This window comes from Algoriphagus aquimarinus, from assembly GCF_900112005.1.
GTDB lineage: Bacteria > Bacteroidota > Bacteroidia > Cytophagales > Cyclobacteriaceae > Algoriphagus > Algoriphagus aquimarinus.
In genome coordinates, this window is sequence record NZ_FOKK01000032.1 from 1 (window position 1) to 23,188 (window position 23,188).

The window sequence follows — 23,188 nt, forward strand, 5'->3', positions numbered from 1 at the left end:
TCACTACTGTCCGAGAAACGGTTTAAAATTTAGGGGAAGCTTCGTTTGAGAAGCTTCCCCTTTTCTGTATTTTCAGTTTACCACAACCTCTTAATACAGCGGATGAAAAATACACATTTCTTCGGACAGCCGATATTTTCTCAGATACTTTCTTTGATTGACCGTTCGCTGGTTTCCAAAGTAAAGTCCAAGCATCAGTCGGATCGCTACTACAAATGTTTCGATACTTGGCAGCACTTAGTCACGATGCTTTATTGCTCTTTTAGCGGAGCCAGCTCGCTTAGAGAGCTTTCAACAGGACTTTTGGCGTGGCAGAATAGACTTGTTCACATTGGGATGCCCAAAGCACCCCGCCGTTCCACTATCTCGGATGGTAACATGCGCAGACCCAGTGAAGTATTTAAGGAGGTTTACTTGGCACTTTTTGAAAAATATCGATCTGTTTTACCGGACAGCCGACTGAAAATGGATGTACTTAAAAAGCTATTTATCGTGGATTCCACGGTCATCAGCTTATTCAAAGATATTCTTAAAGTAGCTGGAAGGCCAAGAAAAGATGGTAGAAGCAAAGGCGGAATCAAAGCCCATGTGATGATCCACGCCGCTGAACTGATGCCCTGTCTGGTCAGATTAACTGAAGGAAGTAAGCACGATCATACATTTCTAAAGCATCTAAACCTCCCTGTGGGCTCTTATCTGGTAATGGACAAAGGATATACAGATTACCATCAATATGCGCAGTGGACAGAGCGGGGCATCTACTTCATCACGCGGATGAAAAACAACGCCATCTTTGAAAGTTTGGAAGAATTTGACTTGCCTGAACACAAGGATCAGGAAATTCTCAAAGATGAAACAGTGACTGTCCAATATAAAATAGGAACTGAAAAACACCCGCTCAAGCTTCGAAGAATCGCATATTGGGATGAAAAAAACCAAAAGACCCTTGTCTTTATGACTAATAATCTGGAGATCGAGGCTTCCACTGTTGCTGCTATTTATAAGTACAGATGGCAGATTGAGCTACTCTTCAAAAGACTCAAACAAAACTTTCCACTCAAATACTTTCTTGGAGACAATCAAAACGCCATCGAAATCCAGATTTGGTGTGCATTGATCTCACTGCTGCTCATGGAAGTGATCCGCAAACAACTCAAAAGAAACTGGGCATTCTCAAATATGGTCGCCATGGCAAGATTCCATCTAGCAAGCTATGTCCACCTAACCAACTTCCTTAATAACCCGGATAAAGAGCTCCAGGAAAATCTCCTGAAAGCCAACCAAACGGCCCTATTTCCAACCTAGTGGGCTTACATTCCAATTTCACCCAAAAATCTCCTCTGATTAAGTTCTTTTCAACCTCTCTGAGAAATTCATACTTTAGTCGGACACTAGTGATTTGGAATTAGATTTTACGATCTCTACCTGCCGACATTCCAAAGAATGTAAATACCAAAGCAAAGAATAAAAGGAAGAAAATCAGGATATTCCAATTGTCAAAAAGATCCAATGATACCCCAAACAGTAACGGACCCAAAGCTGCCAAATAATACCCCGAAGACTGCACCATGGCCGATAGTTTAGCCGTAGTCTGATCCTCAGCTGTCCGTAAAGCGATCAGCGTATAGGCGATACTCAAGCTAGATCCCATACAAAAACCAACCACGGCTAGTGCTACATAGGTGATCAATTCATTATCTATAAACAGAGCCACATAGCCAAACACATAGGCTATTCCCACAGCTAGAACGACCCAGGTTTGCTCCTTGAGTTTGATCAGAAAATTAGGCGCGAAATACGACCCAAAAAGAGAAACAACCTGCATCAGAGACGACACCAAACCTGCCTGAGCAGGAGTCCAACCCCTAAAGATTAGCATATCAGGTAGCCAGGTTATCAACGTGAAATACATCACCGACTGAGAACCCATAAAAATGGTGATCTGCCAGGCTAGTTTTGATTTCCATACATTTTTAGCAGGATCAGTCACCTGCTGCAAGCTGGCTTTTGGTCTGCGAATCTGTGGAATCCACACAAGCAAAGCTATAACCATAAACAGCGCCCAAGATGCCAGCGAGCCTCTCCATCCCCAGTCCCAATCTACCGCCAATGGCACACTCACTCCCACTGCAATTGCAGCAAAAAGAGACATCATCGTCGCCAGTAAAGCCGTCATCAAACCTAGCTTTTCGGGCAATCTGAATTTGATCAAAGGAATCAACAGCACATTAGCAATTACAATCCCAATTCCCGTCAGCGCCGTCCCCAGGAACAACAGTTCTATTCCTCCCAAAACCCGAAGGATCACACCAAACGTAAGTATGGAAATTCCTAGAAATATGGCTCTGCCCATTCCCAGACGCTTTCCTATCGCTGGCGCAAAAAGAGAAAAGGTAGCAAAAGTGAGCAATGGAAGTGTGGTAAGAAATCCCGCAAGTCCATTGGACAATCCTAAATCCTCTCTGATAAAGGGAATTAATGGCCCAACCGATGCAATCGAAGTTCGAAGATTGATCGAAATCAAAAGGATTCCCGTGATAAGAATGGATTGAGAAGGAAGAGATTTAGTCAAGACTGAGTTGCAAAATTTAATGAAATAACATCTATGGCTTATGCTGGGAGAGCTAGAATAATTAAAAGTTGAAGATTTAAGTTCCAGAATTTAGACTCGGAATAGAAAGTATCAATTTAGAATTATCCTTGGTTAATTTCCGCTCAGATTTAGTTTGTTACAGCTAGTTATTGCTTTAAGTAAATATGTAGCTACCGCAATCAGAACAAAGAACTATCTCAATATAACTTATGCTTTTATGCGATACTGAATACAATACTGGAAGTTCTGAAATCGCCTGGGATGTAGTCTGGAATATTTCACAATGACTGTTTTGCCTTTCAATTAAAACAATGTTAATTTTTATAAATACTTGTCCTTCAGTATTTCATTAGAAGTTAAAAGTGATTAAATTTTAGTTCACAAAAACTCTCCTCATATGAAATCGAGTACGGAAGCAACAAACACAGGGATGATTATCCTGCTTGCAAGATTCCATGTGACCATTGAAAATCAAATTTATAAACACATGAAAAAGTTGATCATTCTAGGGGCACTTGCTGCTTTTTCTCTTACTCCAGAAATAAATGCTCAATCCACTACTCAGCTCATTTCAGTAGCGGGAAAGCAAGTGAACACCAAAACTTCTGATTTAACTAAGCGAAAAGCCCATCAGCCAATCGTTATTTTGGAAGCTGGAAACAGTGAAAGTCTAGCAGTTTGGGACAACCTGTTTGATCAGGTAGCTGAATTTTCTCCTGTGTTAGCGTACGATCGACCTGGCTTAGGAAAGTCTTCGATTTCGGAAGAAACGCCTTCTTTAGATATAAGAGTAAAGGAACTTGAGGCTCTATTGAATGAAATGAATATTGAGCCGCCTTATATTTTGGTAGGCAACAACTGGGGAAATCTATTGATTAGGGAATTTGCGGCAGCCCATCCAAATGAAGTTCAGGGAATGGTGTATGTAGACCCCGTAATGGACACTGACAACCCAGACAAACTACGTGATGCACTTAATAGTCAAAACTTAGACGGCGAGCTCTTAGCCTCTGAATACCTAGCTTTTCAGCGTTTAAGTATGTCCAGAAGATCCACGGGAGCGAAGCCGGAGAGTGACCTATTTTTGAAGATGCTAGTTGAAAATCAATTGAACTGGTCATCTCAAGATGTGCCAGAAGTAGCATCTCAGGTAATCATTGGAAGAAAAAATAACATCCAAACCATATTTGGCCAGCAAACGACCCATTACAAGGAAATAAAAGGCTTTCTAATTTCGAGTAAGGTAGACTTCTTCGATCAGTACAGTCTGGAGAACCCTGAATATTCCCTTCTTTTGTCTTCTGGATCCATGAATTTCCTGCCGACGCAAGAGCCTACACAAATCGCCCAGTCTATCCGTCAAGTACTCTATACTGATCCGATGACAAAAATCATTAAGGCTACACAAACCCTCAGTCCAGAAGAGTTTGGTAGGTATGTGTCTGACATGCAAACTTACATTCCTGCATCGCTTCTGAATGAGTATGAGATCAACATGCAAGCATACAATCTCATGCGATTTGATAAGTTTGAACATGCGTTGGTTCTCTTCAAAAACAACCTAGAAAATCATCCAAACTCCGCAAATGCTAACGATTCTATGGGCGATGGCTTGATGGCTCTGGGAAGAGTCGAAGAAGCTGTTCCACTCTACAAAAAAGCTGTGGAGCTAGGCGCTCAACCTCAGCATAGTGATTTAGAACTTTTCAAAAAGAATCTCACCAAAGGAGAAGAAATGCTCGCTGAGAAGGGAAAGTAGGCTTAGAGATTAAATGACATAGAAAATAGGATTCATGACGAAGATGAAGCCGTTGAACTGATAAAAGTTCGACGGCTTACCCTTTTAAAACTCCACCCGATAACTCAGAATCGGAATCAATGGGGTTTGATAAGAGGTTTTGATCTCCCCGCTCATAGGTTCGAAGTAACTGCCGTAGATGTTTTGACGGTTGGTGGCGTTTTGGATATCCAATGACCAAGTTCGGGTGGACTTAGGTTTATTTTTCGTCAGACTGAAGCGCAGATCTGTACGGAAGTAGTTCGGGTTGTGCTCTTCAAAAGCCTGATCCTTCAGACGAACTCCTTCGCCTTTTGCGATAGAAGCTGCCAAATCAATCGGAGTATTTCGCAGTCCTCCGCTGTAGATCGTACGGAGATTTATCCCAAGCACGCGGTCTTTTTTCAAGGTGTACTCCTTGCCAGCCGTCAGCGTGGCGTTGAAATTGCCATTGTAGCGTGTATTTCTCCAGACGTCCTCATTGGTTTTGTACTGGGAATTGTACAGCGAAGTGGACAGCAGGAAGTACAAGCCCTTGTGCGTAAACTGCTCCAGCGTAAATTCAACGCCGTAATTTTTCCCAAAACCCTCATTCACCAACGGGTCGGTGGTGAAAGTCCATTGTTGATTGATGATGGAATAAGTCTCATCCGTGCCGCTAAGGATCGGAATCTGGAATAAATGCTGGTAATACGTCTCCACTTTCAACCGCAAATAGGAATTCAACGAACGATCATAGCCCAGCACAAAATGATGTGATTTGCTTAGATCTAGATCCTCATTTGGAAGAGTAATCTGCCCGTTCATTTCTTGCTCAGCAAAGTAAGTTCCCAGTGGCTGCACTTGGCTATGCAGTCCATAGCCAAAGCTCAGTCGTTGCTTTTCGTCCAAGGCATAGGAAGCGCTTAGCCTCGGCTCGATCGAATTGGAATTATTCAGCAACAGCTGCAGGTAATGCAGTCCAACATTGAAAGTCAAACGCTCGCTGGCTCGGTAGTTCAGTTGGGAAAAAGCCTGAATACTCTGCGTGTTTCCCTTGGAATTGATGTAGGTCTGTAGGCTTTGAGTTTCTTCCACGAAGTCATCCTCACGCAGATTGTAGTAGAGTTGATTGACATAAAATCCGCTTCGCAAAGCTGCTTTCGCAGAAAGCTTGGTATTCAGCACAGAGCTTAGCGTAATTTTCGAATTGCTGTAATTCTCGTAATAACGTTTCTGAAACTGCAAATCATCATCCAATCTAGACTCGGTCGTACCCAAGGCATTTCCAGAAGCCAGCAGAGTAGTTTGGAGGAAATTTGCTTCATTCAAGATGTATGAATGCTTCACTCCCACTGCTCCCGTGTTCGAGAAAAACGTTCCAGCGTAGCGATCTCCATCCGATTTCCATTCGAGCGAATCCATCAAAGCTTCTCCATCTTGGTCACTCAGTCCACCAAAACCGAAAAGTGTTATCGTGCTATTCGGGCCAGTTGGCATATAGACATTGAAAGACAGATCTTGAAAATTGGTCACAAAGTCACCTAGTGGAAGACCGATTTTGGAAAGGAGCGAAAGCGTGGAATAGCGATAGTTAACTAGATACGAACCTCTGTAGTTTTTGGCAATCGGTCCTTCCGCAGCCAGGTCCAAACCCATAAATCCTGCTTGAACGGTGAACTCCTGATTTTCATTGTTCCCTTTTCTCAGGCTCAAATCAAAAACTCCAGAAAGCGCATTGCCATATTCCGCTGGAAAAGCTCCTGTGAGGAAATCGGAATTCGCCAGTAACTGAGAACTCAAGATCGACACACCACCGCCGGAAGTACCAGGATTGACGAAATGATTGGGATTTGGAATATCTATTCCTTCCATCCTCCACAGCAAACCGTTGGGACTGTTGCCACGAATGGAAATATTATTATTACCATCATCCGTGCTGGTAACTCCAGAGAAGGATGCCACCATACGACCAGGATCATTGACTGCCGCGGCAAATTTCCGGGTATCCTCCACTGAAAACGTACGTCCGCTGACCTGCACCATATCGTTATTGGTTCGATCCTTATCTGAAGCTGTCACGACGAATTCCTGGATTTGAGTGATATCCTCCTCCACGGGAATAGTAAGCACGACTTCCTTGCCCGAGTTGAGTTTGACGTTTGGCAGGATGATTTCTTTGAAACCGATAAAGCTCACCTTGAGCGTGTACATGCCGACCGGCAAATCAGCGATTTTGAAATCTCCTGCTACATCTGTAGTGGTTCCGATTATGGGGTCCGAACCCATTATCATTACTGTCGCGCCTGGCATGGGAACTTTTGTGATTTGGTCGATCACCGTCCCGCGGATTGTCTGCGTGAGTTGCTGTGCTTGCAGGGGATTTATTGCCATGAAAAATAGTACCCCAAGAACCTTAGTAAACGAATTCATCTTAATTGGATTAGTTTGGTTCTATGACAAGGGGAAGGGGAATTACCCTTAGCGGAGGGGGAGAAATATTCTGATGGAAATCTTTTTTCTCTCGCAACGGCGCAGCGGCGCAACGTTTTTATTTACTTCCGTCTTAGAAATATCTCGCGCCAAGGCGCAAAGGCGCAGTTCTTTAACCTTTGAGAAGTTACCCAGAGTATCTCAACTATTAGGTTTGAAGGGTCTTTGTGAAGGTTATAATTTTTATAGTAAGTGGTTTTCTGTCTCTCGCAGCGGCGCGGCGGCGCAACGTTGAATGACCTCCCACCAAGGCGAGAAGGTGCAATTGTTTACTCTAAACCCTCTTGAGGTTCGATGCTGCGATGAGCGAGAAAGCAATCTGGTTTTCAAAAAATTTAACATTAGTCATGAATTACCAATCCGAAGGTCTTTTGGCCTCGTAGGCATCAATTTGATCTAGCAGATCTACAGGATCATCTGAGACAATCAATAGTTCTTCCTGCTCAGGATACATGAATCCTTCCTTCATAGCATGGTCCAAAAAGTCAATTAATTTGTCATAATACCCATTCACATTATAGAGTGCGAGCGGCTTCTGAATATAGTGCAGTTGATTGAGCGTCATGATTTCAAAAAGTTCTTCCAACGTCCCGATTCCTCCTGGCATAGCGATAAATGCATCTCCACGCTCTGCCATTAGCCACTTACGATCACGCATGGTCTCTACGATGATCAGTTCGGTGCAACCACGATGGGCCACTTCTCGATCTACGAGTTTCTGAGGAATAATACCCAGCACCTCTTTGCCAGCTCCCAGCATTTCATCCGCTATCACTCCCATCAAGCCTACTCTTCCAGCTCCATAAACCAGCGACTGATCTCGCTTGATCATTTCCTGAGCCAGAGCTCTCGCAGCAGCTTCGTAAACTGTACTATCTCCTTTTCGGGAACCGCAATAAATAGTGATTTTCTTCATGACCTTGAAACAAAAGTAGAATTCGAAATTACGGGATTCTCTTTTTAATGCACAGAGAAGAGGAAGGTTTTACTAAAGCTTAATGACAAACACTTGAGTTGGCTTGAGTTTTTATCAAATGAAATGTTGCCAAGAATCTTTAACCCCTATTTTTGAGTTATGAAAATTTGCTTTGCTACCAACAACCCCAAGAAAATCGAAGAAGTCAAAGCTGCGCTTGGCGATAGCTTCGAAATTGTTTCTCTGAAAGACATTGGTTGTTCGGCTGAACTTCCTGAAACAGGAGACACGCTAGAGCATAATGCTTTTCAGAAGGCTAAGTATGTAAAAGAACATTTTGGAGTTGATTGCTTCGCTGATGATACTGGGCTGGAAGTCGATGCATTGGAAGGAGAGCCTGGAGTTTACTCAGGAAGATATGCCGGAGAGCCCCGAAGTGATGAGCGAAACATTGATCTATTGCTCAAAAATTTAGAAAACTCTTCTATCCGAACGGCTCGCTTCAAAACGGTCATCGCACTGTTGTTGGGAGATGATGAGTTTAAATTTGAAGGCGTGGCAGAAGGTGAAATCCTGAAAGAGCGCACAGGAAATGGAGGTTTTGGCTATGATCCAGTCTTTTCTCCGAAAGGATACACCCAATCTTTTGCAGAGCTGACAATGGCAGAAAAGAATGCAATCTCGCATCGCGGAAAAGCCGTGAGTGAGCTTATTACCTTTTTAAGCAATATATAATTCTGTATAAAAAAGAAAATCAGCTTAACTTTGCCCCATGCAAAAACCATTCATCGTCGGCATTACAGGGGGATCTGCTTCAGGTAAAACACTTTTTTTAGAACGATTGCTGAGTTCTTTTGAAGACGGTGAGGTTTGCTTGATTTCTCAGGACAACTATTATAAGCCTAGAGAATTGCAGCCGATCGACGATCATGGAGTGTATAATTTTGACAGGCCTGAGAGTATAGACTTTGAAGGATATGCTTCTGATATCCGCAAAATCCAAGCTGGAGAGACCGTTCACCGAGAGGAATACACGTTCAATAACGCTGCAAAAACACCGAAAATGTTGACATTCAACTCTGCACCAGTTGTGGTGGTTGAGGGTATTTTTGTTCTCTATTATCCTGAGCTAGCTAGTCTGCTAGACTTAAAGATTTTTATTGATGCGAAAGATCATATTAAGTTGAAGCGAAGGATAATCCGCGACAAAGTAGAACGAGGGTATGATCTGGATGATGTATTGTATCGCTACGAACAGCATGTGATGCCTACTTACGAGAAATACATCAAGCCTTTTATGAATGATGCGGACCTGATCGTGCCAAATAATCACAATTTCGACAAAGCGCTAGAAGTTATTCGTACTTATTTAAGGGCTAAAACAACCTGAATAGCAGCACATTAATTCCGACAACTGATTGATTTTCAAATTATTGTTCTGAATATACAGGCATTCAACAGAAATTCCGGAATGAGAAACACTCATTTTAAATAATTGGCTATATTTGCGCCTCATGAAAGCAACTAATAGAAATAGCAATTTATTCCAGCAGCGCCTAACGGTGATGCTTGCCTTGCTATTATGTTTGTTTATTTCAAGTGTAGAATATATCCCTGAAAATGGAGACTCTTCTAAAGTAGAGCAACAAGAAAAACCAAATTCATCGGATCAAGATCAGACTTTTCTGAATGTTGCTGTAGATGCAGTAGTACCCTTTGTGGTCAATGTTTCGCACAACATTCTTTATCTTATCCATGATATAGTAACCTTTGAAGGATCTACTTTCATTACAGAATCTACTTCAGTAGTTCAGCCAAATCAGCTCATACAAATACTTTTTGAGCGAATCATATCCACCAAAGGGCCCTAAGTTTCCTTCTATTTTCCGGTGAAATCCCGCTTCCTGATATTCAGGTAAGCCACAAATCTGTATTTACAATCAATTTATAATTTCAATTTCTCATGCAAAACAAAGGTGTCATTGTGTTTTTGACAGTGATCGTTACAGCATTATGCTTGTACTATCTGTCATTCACATTTGTATCAAACAATATCCAGAAAGAAGCTCAGGAATACGCGACTGACGCGTCCGGCAACGTGGATTTTTCAAAAAGACAAAGCTATCTGGATTCTATCTGGAGAGCTCCGGTTTACAACTTCTTAGGTGCTGATTTTACTTTTCAAGAGGTAAAAGAAACGGAACTTGGACTTGGTCTTGACCTTCAAGGCGGTATGCATGTTACTTTGGCTGTTTCCCCTGTGGAAATTGTAAAAGGACTTGCTGGTAATCCAAAAGATGTGGCATTCAACAAATCTGTGGAAGAAGCTCGTGAAGAAGCTAAAACTTCTACTACTAAGTATGTTGATTTATTTTATGCTGCATTCCAGAAAAACAGCCCTGATAAAAAATTGAGCGGAATTTTCGCTACAGCTGCAAACAGAGGCCGTATTTCTTTGGAATCTTCTGATTCAGAAATCATTGAAATCATCGATAATGAAATTGAAAACGCGATTGAGCGTTCTTTCAACATTTTAAGAACTCGTATCGATAGATTCGGTACTTCTCAGCCAAACATTCAAAGAATTCAAGGTTCTGGTCGTATTCAGATCGAATTACCGGGTGTTGACAATCAGGAAAGAGTAAGAAACTTACTTCAGGGTGTAGCGAAACTACAGTTCTGGGAAGTTGTTGAAACCAATGAAATTGGATCGGCTTTAGAATTAGTAAACAATGCTTGGGTAGCTGCAAACGCTTCCTCAGAGACTGCTGCTGCCGACACTGTATCTACAGAGAATCTTACTGGTGAAGACTCTTTGAGAAATGCACTTGAGAAGCAACTAGCGCAAATCGATCCTACTAAAGCTGGTGACAATAGCGTTTCTCCTTTGTTCAGCTTGCTTAAGCCTAACTATGGCTTGGCATACGAACTTCGTGACACGATGGCTATCAATCGTATCTTGAAAAATACGGACTACAAAGCCTTATTACCTAGAGACATCAAATTGCTATGGGGTGTGAAGCCTTTTGCTGCAGAAGATGGCTCTGAAACTTTAGAACTTTTCGCGATCAAAACTGAAAGAGGTACAGACGAAGCACCTTTGGAAGGTGACGTAGTAACTGACGCCCGTCAGGTGCTCGATCAAACTTCTAGACCAGCTGTTTCCATGCAAATGAATGCTGATGGCGCTAGAAAATGGAGAAAATTGACTTCTGAGAATATCGGTAGAAGAATCGCTGTTGTTTTGGATGACTATGTATACACTGCTCCAGTAGTAAATGGTGAGATCCCAACTGGACAATCTGAAATCTCTGGTAACTTCTCTCTTCAGGAGGCTCAAGATTTGGCTAACATCCTGAAATCAGGTTCACTTCCTGCTCCTACTCAAATCGTAGAAGAAAGCATCATCGGCCCAACATTGGGTAAAGAAGCATTGAATCAAGGTTTGATTTCAATGGTAGCAGGTCTTAGCATCGTGGTATTGTTCATGATCGCTTATTATGCTAAAGGTGGTTTCATCGCTATCGCAGCATTGGTGTTCAACATCTTCTTCATCCTTGGTATTCTTGCACAGTTAGGAACCGCATTGACGTTGCCAGGTATTGCAGGTATCGTATTGACGATTGGTATGTCCATTGATGCGAACGTTCTGATTTTTGAGCGTATCAAAGAAGAACTTCGAAACGGAGTTGGTCTAATGTCTGCAATCAGTGCAGGTTATGACAAAGCATTCTCAGCGATTCTCGATTCAAACGTAACTACTTTCCTTACAGGTGCTATCTTATTTGCATTGGGTCAAGGACCAGTTAAAGGCTTCGCAATCGTATTGATGATTGGTATCGCTTCATCTTTCTTCTCCTCAGTATTTATCACCAGAGTGATTGTAACATGGATGAGCAAAAAAGGAGACAACAGCTCTATTAGCTTTGCTACTCCTTTTGCTAAAAATGCATTAGGCGCAATGAACCTTGACTTCTTAGGCAAGCGTAAAATTGCTTACATTATCTCTACTTCGATTATTGTAATTGGTCTAGGTATCGCTGCTGTCAATGGATTGAAATTCGGCGTTGACTTTACAGGTGGTCGTTCCTACATCGTAGCATTCGATGAGCCAATGGCTGCTTCAGATTTGAAATCAGGTTTGGACAGTGAGTTTGATGGATCTGTAGAAGTGAAAACTTACGGTTCTAATAACGTACTGAAAGTAACTACTTCTTACTTGGTAAATGAAGATGATGCTGCTTCGAATCTTGAAGTAGAAAGTAAAGTAAAAGAAGGTATAGCTTCAGTGACAGGATTAACATTTACAGATGATGCTGTATCCTTAGCCGCTGGTCAATTCGCAATTACCGGATCTTCCAAAGTAGGTGCTACTGTAGCAGATGATATCAAAGCATCTTCAGCTGAAGCGATGATTGCTGCACTGGTTGCAATCTTCTTGTACATCTTATTGAGATTCCGAAAGTGGCAGTTCTCTTTGGCATCTATCATTGCCTTGATTCACGATACCTTATTTGTTATTGCAGCCTTTGCTATTGCAAGTGCTTTTGGAGCAACGTTCGAGATTGACCAAGTATTTATCGCTGCGGTACTTACTGTGATCGGTTACTCTATTAACGATACCGTGATTGTGTTTGACCGTATTCGTGAGAATATCGAAAATAGGGGTACTAACAAATTGGTAAAAGTATTTAATGACGCTATCAACCAGACCTTAGGTCGTACCTTGATTACTTCATTTACTACGTTAATTGTGGTGATTGTACTATTAATATTTGGTGGTGAAGTATTGAGAGGCTTCTCATTCGCACTATTCATTGGTGTGTTAGTAGGTACTTATTCTTCTATCTACATAGCCACTCCAATTGTAGTGGATTTGATGAAAAGAGAATTAGATCAAGAGAATGCAGCTAAAGAAGCTAAAAAGCTTGCTTAAATAGCTATTCTCATTAATTATTTAAAGGAGCGAGTGTCATACTCGCTCCTTTTTTTTGCCTTATCGCAGATAAAATCCTTATCTTTTGGGGAATAATTTCTACAAGTTTATTCCATTACACTAAATTTTATAAATATACTTTTCTATGAAAATATCTAAAGAAGACTTCGAAGAGATGAAAGCGAAGTATGACAATGAAGTTAAAAAAGGCAAGCCAGGCAAAGGAAAGAATGGCAAAGACAAGGATAACCAGACCGGCTGGATATTTTTTGACAGGGCTACCTTGGAAAATTTATTGGCCAAATCTGACAACGATCCCAGTGTTGGTGGAATTCAATTTTATTTCACGCAGTACACCGAAGAAACTGCAGCAAAAGCATATCCTAATGAAGCGGCTGCCTATACAGGTCAGATGACCTTAGTGATGCGGGCTGCAAATCTGAAGGATAATAAATTTGTGAAAATTGAATTAGGAGGAGAGGATGAATACCAAAATAATGGAGTTCAATGTCCGTATCACTGTGAACCAGAACCTACTGATACTTAAAAATGGAGGCTAGATTTTTCGAAGCGTTTCTAATGCCGTATTTGGTTGTATTAGATACACTTTCATTAACTGGAATCATCTATTTCTACATGTTGCCAAAGGAACAAAAAGCCAATACTAGTTATTGGCTTCCTTTGGTAATATTATTATTTACATGTTTTTTTGAAAACATGGGGGCCTATTGCAATTACAACACAGCATTCAATAAGGAAGTAAATGCTTTCTTTGGGAACACTGAGAATCCTAGATACAATCTGTGGTTGTACAACATTGCCAACAAGCAAATCAGTACAATATTGTACCTGTTTTTAATAAAATCCTGGCTTAAACCCTCTAAAAAGAAATACATCAACTGGATGCTTGTGGTTTTTATAAGTGTCGCTTTTTATTTTCAAATCGCTGGTATAGAGCCTATTTATTCATTTCAGCCTATCATATTTGCAATAGGCGCGAATATGATGGTTATAGGCATCGGACTTTATTTCATTGGGCTGATCACTGATGAAGCATTTCTAAATTCTAATCCGGTAAAGTTGATCTCCTTTTGGCAAATGACATTTCTGTTATTTACCTATTCTTTATCCTACATTAATTCCATTGCATTGGAATTTTTTCTAACATTTAATGAAGATTTAGGCAGGTCTCTTTTACAAATTGATATTGTAATGGGGGTTTTAACTAAGATTATTCTTGTGCTTACACTAGTGTCACCTAACTTCCCGAAACTATTTGAGAGAGAGCCCTCCTCTATTGATAATAAAAACTTAGAGGGGTTGATAGTTAGGTAAACATGGATGAACGATTAATAAGGGCTTTATTTACAGCCTATCCTCTGAATACATTCCCACTATATCTGCTTCAGATCATAGGTGTCATTTGTTTTATTAAGCTGCCAAGAGAAAAAAAAGCAAATATTCATTATTTGCTTCCTTTTTTTATCTTGAGTTTTACTTTTTTTTATGAAACCTTGGGAGCGTACTTGAACTATAATCATGAACTCAAGTATGCAATAAATGCCTACTTGGGGAACACAGTATATCCAAAGTTCAATCTTTTCCTCTTTAATATAGCAAACAGGCAGATAGGTACCATACTATACTTAATTCTGATTAAGTCCTGGTTGCACCCTTCCAAAAAGAAATACATTACCTGGATGATTTATATATTCATAGTCTTGGCATTAGTTCTTCAAATTACTGGAATGGAACTCCTCTATTTGCAACAGCCTATTATTTTTAGCATTGGAGCAAATATGATACTAATTGCGAGTGGCATTTATTTCACAGGGCTGATGACACATAAAGCCTACTTAGATAGAAATCCTCTAAAACTGCTTTCATTTTGGCAGGTGACGAGTATGTTGTTCACCTACACCTTAACATACATCAGTTCGGTGGCCTTAATTTATCTCTATGAAGTGAATCCAGTTTTAGGAAGAGCACTTTCGAATATTAATACTGTGATGACAATTATCACTTTGGGAGTTTTAACGTTGATTATCGCCTCCCCGCTGCTACCTAATACCTTTGAAAAAGAACCTTTCTATGAATCCAACTGAAGATCAGATTTACGTCATTATTTTTAGTACTCTTTTTTTAGGAGGCTTAATGTCCACCTTTGTGGTAGCAATGGTTTTTATCCACCGTCAGCGCCAAGCTCAAAATCGCCTGAAAATGGATCAGGTTAAGTCTGAGCATGAGAAGACTTTGCTGAATATTGAAAATGAGATACAGCAAGAAACCCTGACTCATATAGGTAGGGAGCTTCACGACAATATTGGTCAGTTACTTTCTCTTGCCAAGCTCAATTTTGGATCAATAAAACCTGAAAAAATAGCCGAAGGAAGAGACATACTAGGTCAAGCAATACAAGAAGTACGTGGCTTGTCCAAGCAATTAAATCTAGACTGGGTGGAGTCCATCAGCATCAATGAATTCATCGAGCAACAGTTGGAAAGAATACAGAATACAGGTTTTTGTCAGACTTCTCTGGAAGCAGATTTTGAACTTATAGAATTGCCTAAGGATCAAAAACTGGTGTTGATCCGTGTCATTCAAGAATCACTCAATAATGCGATTAAGCATGCTTTTCCAGATAAAATCCAGATCAGGTTGCATGAAAATGGGATGAGAAAACAAATCTTAATCAAAGACAACGGTAAGGGATTTGACTCATCTCAAAAATTAAATGGCAGTGGAATGTTCAATCTCAAGAAGAGAATGGAAACTATCGGCGGCGAATTTTACCTGACTTCAGCAGTCGGAAAAGGAACAGAAATAACTTTAACCTTGCCAAATTAGATTTTAGGGTATAATTTGAAGTTTAATCTCCCCAAATTATTAACCTTAAATGCGCATGATCAGGATTGCCCTGGCTGACGACCACAAGCTATTTGCAAAAGGAATAGAAGGAATTCTAGAAGATGAGGATGACCTACTCGTCGTTGGTGTCTTTCCAAATGGAAGAGAGCTTTGTGATTACTTAGCAGATAATGAGATTGATATAGTCCTCACAGACCTTAACATGCCTATTATGGATGGTTTTGGCGTGTTAGATCACTGCAAAGAAGCACACCCACATTTGAAGGTTGTTGTTCTCTCCATGTATGATGAGGAAAAAATTTACAAAAAATGCATCAATCAAAAAGCCGATGCTTTTATACTCAAAGACGCTGATCCAGATGAATTGATATTTACCATTCATGAAGTTTATGAAGGTAGACACGTTTTGAATTTTGATCGAGTCAAAAAACAAGCTTTGCAAGGCGCCTATTTTGACGCATTTCGAATGAAGTATAAACTTTCCCGCCGTGAAACAGAAATCATTCAACTAATCCGGGAAGGAATTCAAAACAAAAGTATCGCTGAAATGCTTAATCTAAGCAAACAGACCGTCGAAACGCATCGTAAAAATATCCACCAGAAACTTCAAGTTAGTTCTCGAATTGAGCTAGTGAACAAGGCACATGAAATGAACTTATAATTATGAGCAATCCCATTAAGACAGCCATCGTAGGCTTCGGTTCTGTAGCTGAAAAAATGCATGCACCATTAATTGCCGTATGTCCAGACCTAGATCTGGTAGCATCAGTGGAACGTCGCACTAATCGTTGCGAAGAGATATATTCTGGAGTAACTACATACAGAAGCTTAGATGAATTGCTTGCTGCAGAGGTGGCTGACCTCATCGTGATCACTACGCCAAATGAATATCACTTCCCTATGGCAATGCAGTGCTTGAATGCGGGAAAGCATGTGGTGGTAGATAAGCCGGTCACGATTTTCTCTCATGAAGCCGAAGAGCTAAATAAGCTAGCTAGTGAGAAAGGCTTGGTTTGTTCTGTCTTTCACAACCGTCGATACGATGGGGATTTCATGACCTTGCAAAAGTTGGTTCGAGAAGGAGATCTTGGAGATTTGGTTTATTTGGAATCTCACTTTGACCGCTTCCGTCCAGATGTTTCGGAGAATTGGAGAGAAAAGGAAGTCCCTGGCAATGGTATCACCTATGATCTTGGGGCTCATTTGATCGATCAAGTAGTATTGCTTTTTGGTCTACCAAACTGGATTCAGGCGGACATCCGCAAGCAAAGAACTGGTGCTGTGGCTGACGATTACTTTGACATTACCATGGACTACGGCACTCTTAAAGCTAAGGTGACCGCAGGAGCTTTAGTGAATGTACCTACTCCAAAGTTTTTGCTTTTGGGTAAAAATGGATCTTACCAAAAGTTCGGTTTGGATGTACAAGAAGCAGAGTTCAAGCTGGGACATAAGCCAGAAGGCGCAAGTTGGGGTGTGGAAACTGAGGAGAAGTGGGGGAAAATTTTCCTCAGTGAGGAAACGAAAGCTTATGAGACCATCCCAGGAAATTACAGAATTCTATACCAAAATGTCGCAGATGCTATTTCAAAAGGCACTTCACTAGACATCACCATTCCACAGACCATCAGCGTTTTGAAGATTATAGAGGCATCTTTTAAAAGTGCAGAAGAGAAACGCACCATTTCAAAAGCAGAAGGAAATTGGTAATAATTTAAGTTTGGCTCTTTTTTGGGGTAAGGGATTAGAAATAATTAAATCTACCATGAAAAAAGTATTCTTATTAGCATTTGCTCTTTTTGCTTTTATATCGATTTCTCAAGCTCAAGTAGCTGTAGGTATCAACTTCCAGAGTTCTGATACTTTTATCACCGTAGGAACTGACCCGAACAATGAATTCTTCGGAGAAGCTAGACTGGGCATCGGCCACGACATCGGGCTAGAATTGATGGGAGCCTATAATTTCGTTAGAAAAAGTGAAGTGAATGCCTACGTAGGCGCAGGTCTGGGCTTATTAGGAGATCATCATCACAAGCACCATGATGACCACAACGATATTTACGTGGCAATTCCAATAGGCGTATTGATTACTCCATTTAATACTAAAAACTTGGGTTTTTTAGTAGAAGCCGCACCGGTATTTGCAAATCACAATGACAGTTACCTCAGAGGCGGTGTCGGCGTGAAATATACCTTTAGATAGATCAAATTTACCTTTACCCAAAAAAGGTCAACTCAGTTACTGAGTTGACCTTTTTTGGGTTTAAGCTTTTTTTACTTATTGTTCAGGAAAAAAGAAACTCCCAGATAGATTGCTGAGGTATTTAAACCAAACTCAAAAGAATTATTACTGTAGTCTGCAATGGTGGTTTCTTGGTTGGAGCTTGTAAAAGTCGCAAGATTAGTAGACAGCTCTATTGCCATCCAATTTTTAGGGAAGTAAGCGATTCCTGCTAAAAGTCTGGTCTCATACTCAGTGTAGTTGACCTCATTTTCTGAAGGAGTGCCATTATTATATTCAAACATGGACGTATTTCTATTTTTCAGCGCCCCACTATTTAACTCCCCAAATGCTGAAAATTTATCACCAAATGGAAAATACTTTCTAGCAAACAAGCCTGCACCAAATGCATTTTGCTCATTGGTAAGTCTTTCCTTACTAGAGTTTGTGCTGCTGTAAGTGGTAGCATCCATTATACTTTTACCACTTTTAAATCTAACCATTGCACCTATAACCCAATTATTTTCCAAGGCAACACCAACCTTAGGGTCAAAGGAAAACTCATTGGATGTCGTATTTCTATCACTGCCTAAATCCGAAGTCCTTTGCTGATCATTATTGCTATTAGCGAAGTTGATGCTTCCACCGAGCAAAACACTGCCTTTTTGAATCTGAGCACTTGCTGCAAAAGTGAAGCACTGAAACACGAGTAATACAAGTAATAATCTTTTCATGGGTAGACCTTTTAGTTAGTTTAAATCTTACACGGTCCTGTGAACTATTTAGTTGTAATAAATTTTATAGAAACCTGAAGACTTTCATTTTTCTGCGGGTATTCATGCATTTTCCTTAATTTTGCCGCTATGGCAAAAACTGAAACTCCTGCGGAAAACGCGCAACTGAAAGATATTATTTCCCATGCCAAAGAGTATGGATTTGTATACCCTAGTTCTGAGATCTATGACGGCCTTCAGGCTGTTTATGATTATGGTGCATATGGTGTTGAGTTGAAAAACAACTTGAAGCGTCTGTGGTGGGAAACCATGACTCGCGTACAAGACAATATTGTAGGTATAGACGCATCGATTTTTATGCATCCTACTACTTGGAAAGCTTCTGGACACATAGATAGCTTTAATGATCCGATGATCGATAACAAGGACTCTAAGAAGCGTTACCGTGCTGATGTGCTTGTAGAAGAGCATGCAGCCGTGTTTGAAAGAGCTGGAGATATAGAAAAGGCAAATGCCTTAACAGGTGCTTTGGCAAGATTGCTGGAAGCAGAAGATCTAGCTGGCGTGAGAGATTTGATTACTAACGAAGGAATCAAATGTCCTATCTCTGGCACGTCCAACTGGACAGATGTTCGTCAGTTCAACTTGATGTTCTCTACCCAAGTAGGGTCTGTGGCAGAAGACTCTACCACGATTTACCTGAGACCAGAGACTGCGCAGGGTATTTTTGTCAACTTCCTGAATGTTCAGAAAACTGCAAGGATGAAGGTTCCTTTTGGAATTGCTCAGATCGGTAAAGCTTTCAGAAATGAAATTGTAGCACGTCAGTTTATCTTCAGAATGCGAGAGTTTGAGCAGATGGAGATGCAATTTTTCGTACGTCCTGGCACTGAGCTGGAATGGTATCAGAACTGGGCAGACACTAGAATGAAATGGCATTTGGCTTTGGGTATTCCTGCCGAAAAGCTCAGAAAACATAACCATGAGAAGCTTGCTCACTATGCAAATGCGGCCATGGATATTGAGTTTGATTTCCCATTTGGCTTCAAAGAAGTGGAAGGAATCCATTCCAGAACTGATTTTGATCTGAAATCACATCAGGAATTCTCCAGAAAGAAGCAACAGTATTTCGATCCAGAAGTGAATCAGAACTACATCCCTTATGTAGTCGAGACTTCTATCGGAGCAGATCGTTTGTTCTTATTGACACTTTGCAATGCCTACACGGAAGAGAAAACCGAGGAGAAAAGCAGAACCTACTTAAAACTTCATCCAGCGATCGCTCCTGTGAAAGCAGCTATTCTTCCAATCACGAAGAAAGATGGCTTGCCAGAAAAAGGAAAAGAGATTGTTGAGTTGCTGAAATATGATTTCAACATTATCTATGAAGATGCTTCTTCAATTGGTAAGCGCTATGCACGTCAGGATCTGATCGGGACGCCATTCTGTATCGCTGTCGATCATCAGACACTAGAAGACAATACTGTGACTATTCGTCATCGTGATACTACAGAGCAGGAACGAGTACCTATCTCTGAACTTCATGGTAGAATCGCTGAGGCAACTAGCTTCAGAAGGATCTTTGAGAAGCTTTAATATCTCACCAAAAAAAATAGCCCCCAAAGATTGAATCTTTTGGGGGCATTTATTTTCACTTTATTTTTTATTACCTACAAGCTTCTGTAATAGTCGCAAGGTCACCTTTTTTAGATACTTCATTTACTTTGAAATCAGTCCAAACATTGCTATTTGGAGACTGTCCAGAACAGTTAGGTGCTAAATCTACTGTCCAAGTATAGACCTGACAAGCGACTAAATCCATTGTTTTTTGGCGAGTAACTCCCTTGGTTGACCAGGTATCAAGACCTGTAACTGCCACACCTTGGGCAAAAGTAAATACCAATTCCGCTGCTGGCATGCTCTCAGAAGGGATGTAAGTGAATGTGTATGGCTCTAAATCACCCTTGTCAACGTAAGAGAAACTTTCCTGACAAGTGCCACAATTCTCAACTTCTACAGTGAATTCAACATTTTGTTGTCCACCTTGTCCACTTACTTTCCATCTGAAAGTGTATGTTCCTACTGCATAACCTGAAAGTGACCCGCTAACTCCTTTAGGAGCTTGTGCCTGCTGAAACACCTGTATCCACTCTCCATCAACTAACTGTTGTAATTGAACTGTACGCGTTCCTGTGAAACCAGTACCACCGAAACTGAAAGTAATGTTATCACCGACACAAACTGTTTCAGTATAATTTAAATTGAAATTGCCGCTTGTGGAAAGTCGGGCATTCTCGTTACTAGCAGATCCAAAAGCGCTGAGCTTAAAGCCGGCTTGTTCTGACTTTGCAAGGTCAGTAAGAAGGTCTTCATTTTCGTAGGTAGCTAATTGGCTACAGGCTCCTAGGAGCATTGCTGAGATCACTAATCCCGCAAGTTTGAATAGATTTTTTTTCATGGATTATCGTTATTGACACAAACATAAATGTTTTTCAAATACAAAAAAATGTTTTTAAAAAATTATTACAATTATTTTAATGTACGAAAATTGGTAAGCCAGATTTCGGTTCCGAAACCAATAACAAGCCTATTAATAAGTATGTAACTTACTTTTAACCAATTGTTTACAATTATTCATTGAGATACGACTGAGCAAGAGCAAGTATCCAACTGTGAGCTTCATGGTAAAATCGTTGAGGTGACAACCTTTAGAAGGATATTTGAGAAGCTGTAAGAAAGAAACGAAAAGACACAAAAAAACCCTTCGGGATCTCCGAAGGGTTTTGATTAAGACATTGTGTTTTTATTAATTATTAAGAACAAGTAAGGCCTGCTACCGGAGCGTCAAGATCATCGCCATCTGCATCTTTAACTGACCAATTGCCTGTAATGATACCACCAGAGTTTGTAGAATTCCATTTCACATTTACTGTAATTGTTTCACATTCTCCAACTGCACCTTCAACAGTGATAATTCTGTTAGAACTACCTCCTGGCGTAGCTTGCACTACACTTAAATTACTTCCACCTGTAATCATTATTACAGCATTATCTCCAGTGAAGTTAGTTAATCCACCTTGCATTTTAAAGTAACTTAGACCTTCCTCAGAACCAAAAGTGTAATTGACTTCACGAGATGCTCCACATGTTACCGCTTCACCTGAGAACTCATTTCCATCGATATCGCAATCTGAACATTCTTCTACGATTAGATTTTCAGTGGCATATCTCCAGCCAGTATTTACGAATGACGTTGAACAAGAAGTCGGGGATCCTGTTCTTAACCACTGTCCCCTAAAAGTATATTCACCAGTCGGTAAACCGGTTAAAGTTGCTGATACAACTCCACTTGAAGGGTTTGTTTCAGTTAGGTTTTGCCAATCGAGAGCATCTAGATCTACACCTTCTTCAAAAATTGCATACTGAATCATGAAATTACCACAAGCAATAGCTGTGTTTTGAGCAAAAAATGAAACGGTAAATGAACCAGCTTCATCATAACAAATGGTATAAGACTCCGAAGAGTAGGTAAAGTAAGAATCTACCTGATAGGCATTCTCATTTCCACCTGTTCCATACGGAGTCAGGTTGAAACCTGACTTAGCAGCAACCTCTTGGTTAGCCAAGAGGTCTTCATTTTCATAAGTAGCCATTTGGCTACAGGCTCCTAAGAGCAATGCCGACGTCACTAACGCCAACATTTTGGTTGTAAAAATTTTCATAGATGTATAAAATTTAGATTTATGATCCAATATAAATGTTTTTCAAACACATATTAACGTTGTTAAAAACATTTTTATAAAAATATTGAAATCAGGTACTCATTTAATACAACCTTTAAGAGCTAAATCTTCTTAAAACCTAATTTATGACCGACTAATTATTTAAAAACCATAAGAATCAGTAGTTAACCTACTATTGATACAGCTAGCATTTAAGGCATTAATAACTGTAACAACGATGTTTTGAGACCATTCATCTTCTCCATTGAACTCTAATAAAGAGCTATTTATATAAAAACTACAGGGAAACTAGACTAGGATCTTTTTTCGTATCAACAAAACCGAAATCAAGCTTAAAGCTTAAAAAAATAAAATATAATTATTTGATGTTTTCAAAAGTTACAAAACCTGCTAACACCTTTATGGGATTAGCGATTTGGGTGAGCACTTAGCGAGAGCTGAAAAACAGGCACAATCCAATTTCTCATTTTATTGTCCTTCAAGAATAAAGTATCGCTGATACTTATCTTTAAAAGAACTTTCAAAAGGCATAAAAAAACTCCTGAGAAAGATCTCAGGAGTTTTTTTATGTATACGCTGTCCCGTCCTGAAATAGCGTTACACAAAATGTAATGTTATGAAAGAAGAACAAGAGAGTAAGTATGTTAAGCGAACCCAACGAGATTACAGTTATGCTTTTAAACTATCGGTTGTTTCAGAGATAGAGCGTGGGGAATTGGGAATAAAAGCCGCCGCGCGCAAGTATGGAATTCAGTCTCATTCTACAGTGACAGGCTGGTTAAGGAAATATGGTAACTTTGATTGGGTGAACAAATCCACTTTAAAGATGCCTAAATCAAAGGATCAAAAACTGTTAGAGCTCGAGCAGAAAGTGCTTCTTTTGGAGAAGCAGAAGAAAGAACTTCAAAAGCAAGTACAGACAGCCGAT

Annotated in this window: 21 protein-coding genes; 15 read left to right on the forward strand and 6 right to left on the reverse strand. The window is 40.3% G+C overall.

All coding sequences use genetic code 11. The features are described from left to right. The first annotated feature begins 102 nt into the window (after positions 1-102). Positions 103-1,305 (forward strand): IS4 family transposase, encoded by a 1,203-nt coding sequence (locus BM291_RS21425; protein WP_092899084.1) that lies wholly within the window; start codon positions 103-105, stop codon positions 1,303-1,305. Between the two features lie 100 nt (positions 1,306-1,405). Here BM291_RS21425 and BM291_RS21430 read toward each other — a convergent pair whose 3' ends face one another. Then, the gene (locus tag BM291_RS21430) at positions 1,406-2,572 is read right to left on the reverse strand and encodes a CynX/NimT family MFS transporter (protein WP_092901937.1); all 1,167 of its coding nucleotides are present in this window, start codon (positions 2,570-2,572) and stop codon (positions 1,406-1,408) included. Between the two features lie 418 nt (positions 2,573-2,990). Here BM291_RS21430 and BM291_RS21435 point away from each other — a divergent pair, with 418 nt between their 5' ends. Next, positions 2,991-4,352, forward strand: coding sequence for an alpha/beta fold hydrolase (locus BM291_RS21435; RefSeq protein ID WP_092901940.1), 1,362 nt, complete (start codon positions 2,991-2,993; stop codon positions 4,350-4,352). Positions 4,353-4,436: 84 nt separating this feature from the next. On the opposite strand, the gene BM291_RS21440 is transcribed toward BM291_RS21435, so the two are convergent. Both BM291_RS21440 and BM291_RS21445 read right to left on the reverse strand, forming a co-directional pair. Next, the gene (locus BM291_RS21440) at positions 4,437-6,782 is read right to left on the reverse strand and encodes a TonB-dependent receptor (protein ID WP_092901943.1); all 2,346 of its coding nucleotides are present in this window, start codon (positions 6,780-6,782) and stop codon (positions 4,437-4,439) included. A 412-nt stretch (positions 6,783-7,194) separates the two neighbouring features. Further along, positions 7,195-7,758 (reverse strand): LOG family protein, encoded by a 564-nt coding sequence (locus BM291_RS21445; RefSeq protein ID WP_092901946.1) that lies wholly within the window; start codon positions 7,756-7,758, stop codon positions 7,195-7,197. 159 nt (positions 7,759-7,917) lie between these two features. Here BM291_RS21445 and BM291_RS21450 point away from each other — a divergent pair, with 159 nt between their 5' ends. The 11 genes from BM291_RS21450 (at position 7,918) to BM291_RS21500 (ending at position 17,765) form a co-directional block, all read left to right on the forward strand. Then, on the forward strand, positions 7,918-8,493 hold the full coding sequence (locus tag BM291_RS21450; RefSeq protein WP_092901950.1) for a non-canonical purine NTP diphosphatase: 576 nt from the start codon (positions 7,918-7,920) through the stop codon (positions 8,491-8,493). A 37-nt stretch (positions 8,494-8,530) separates the two neighbouring features. Further along, positions 8,531-9,148 (forward strand): uridine kinase family protein, encoded by a 618-nt coding sequence (locus tag BM291_RS21455; RefSeq protein ID WP_092901953.1) that lies wholly within the window; start codon positions 8,531-8,533, stop codon positions 9,146-9,148. A 124-nt stretch (positions 9,149-9,272) separates the two neighbouring features. After that, positions 9,273-9,629: a hypothetical protein gene (locus tag BM291_RS21460; protein ID WP_092901956.1), complete on the forward strand. Its 357-nt coding sequence runs from the start codon at positions 9,273-9,275 to the stop codon at positions 9,627-9,629. A 92-nt stretch (positions 9,630-9,721) separates the two neighbouring features. Further along, positions 9,722-12,694: a protein translocase subunit SecDF gene (gene secDF / locus BM291_RS21465; RefSeq protein ID WP_092901959.1), complete on the forward strand. Its 2,973-nt coding sequence runs from the start codon at positions 9,722-9,724 to the stop codon at positions 12,692-12,694. A gap of 145 nt (positions 12,695-12,839) precedes the next feature. Continuing rightward, positions 12,840-13,241 (forward strand): molecular chaperone DnaK, encoded by a 402-nt coding sequence (locus BM291_RS21470; protein WP_092901962.1) that lies wholly within the window; start codon positions 12,840-12,842, stop codon positions 13,239-13,241. Positions 13,242-13,243: 2 nt separating this feature from the next. Continuing rightward, the gene (locus tag BM291_RS21475; RefSeq protein ID WP_092901965.1) at positions 13,244-14,029 is read left to right on the forward strand and encodes a histidine kinase; all 786 of its coding nucleotides are present in this window, start codon (positions 13,244-13,246) and stop codon (positions 14,027-14,029) included. Positions 14,030-14,394: 365 nt separating this feature from the next. After that, positions 14,395-14,799: a hypothetical protein gene (locus BM291_RS22365; RefSeq protein ID WP_245786940.1), complete on the forward strand. Its 405-nt coding sequence runs from the start codon at positions 14,395-14,397 to the stop codon at positions 14,797-14,799. Continuing rightward, the gene (locus tag BM291_RS21485) at positions 14,786-15,541 is read left to right on the forward strand and encodes a sensor histidine kinase (protein ID WP_092901971.1); all 756 of its coding nucleotides are present in this window, start codon (positions 14,786-14,788) and stop codon (positions 15,539-15,541) included. The genes BM291_RS22365 and BM291_RS21485 overlap by 14 nt, the downstream gene beginning before the upstream one ends. A gap of 55 nt (positions 15,542-15,596) precedes the next feature. Beyond that, positions 15,597-16,223: a response regulator transcription factor gene (locus BM291_RS21490; protein WP_092901989.1), complete on the forward strand. Its 627-nt coding sequence runs from the start codon at positions 15,597-15,599 to the stop codon at positions 16,221-16,223. Between the two features lie 2 nt (positions 16,224-16,225). After that, positions 16,226-17,272 (forward strand): Gfo/Idh/MocA family oxidoreductase, encoded by a 1,047-nt coding sequence (locus BM291_RS21495; RefSeq protein WP_092901975.1) that lies wholly within the window; start codon positions 16,226-16,228, stop codon positions 17,270-17,272. Between the two features lie 55 nt (positions 17,273-17,327). Further along, positions 17,328-17,765: an outer membrane insertion C- signal gene (locus BM291_RS21500; protein ID WP_092901992.1), complete on the forward strand. Its 438-nt coding sequence runs from the start codon at positions 17,328-17,330 to the stop codon at positions 17,763-17,765. Positions 17,766-17,836: 71 nt separating this feature from the next. Here BM291_RS21500 and BM291_RS21505 read toward each other — a convergent pair whose 3' ends face one another. Beyond that, positions 17,837-18,517 (reverse strand): outer membrane beta-barrel protein, encoded by a 681-nt coding sequence (locus BM291_RS21505; protein ID WP_092901978.1) that lies wholly within the window; start codon positions 18,515-18,517, stop codon positions 17,837-17,839. A 129-nt stretch (positions 18,518-18,646) separates the two neighbouring features. On the opposite strand from BM291_RS21505, the gene BM291_RS21510 reads away from it, so the two are divergent. Then, positions 18,647-20,113: a glycine--tRNA ligase gene (locus tag BM291_RS21510; protein ID WP_092901981.1), complete on the forward strand. Its 1,467-nt coding sequence runs from the start codon at positions 18,647-18,649 to the stop codon at positions 20,111-20,113. Between the two features lie 70 nt (positions 20,114-20,183). Here the strand turns inward: BM291_RS21510 and BM291_RS21515 are convergent, their stop codons facing one another. Then, positions 20,184-20,975, reverse strand: coding sequence for a hypothetical protein (locus BM291_RS21515; protein ID WP_092901984.1), 792 nt, complete (start codon positions 20,973-20,975; stop codon positions 20,184-20,186). Positions 20,976-21,330: 355 nt separating this feature from the next. After that, the gene (locus BM291_RS21520) at positions 21,331-22,239 is read right to left on the reverse strand and encodes a hypothetical protein (RefSeq protein ID WP_092901987.1); all 909 of its coding nucleotides are present in this window, start codon (positions 22,237-22,239) and stop codon (positions 21,331-21,333) included. Between the two features lie 637 nt (positions 22,240-22,876). On the opposite strand from BM291_RS21520, the gene BM291_RS21525 reads away from it, so the two are divergent. After that, positions 22,877-23,188: helix-turn-helix domain-containing protein (locus tag BM291_RS21525; protein ID WP_092898632.1), on the forward strand; the 312-nt coding region annotated here is incomplete at its 3' end.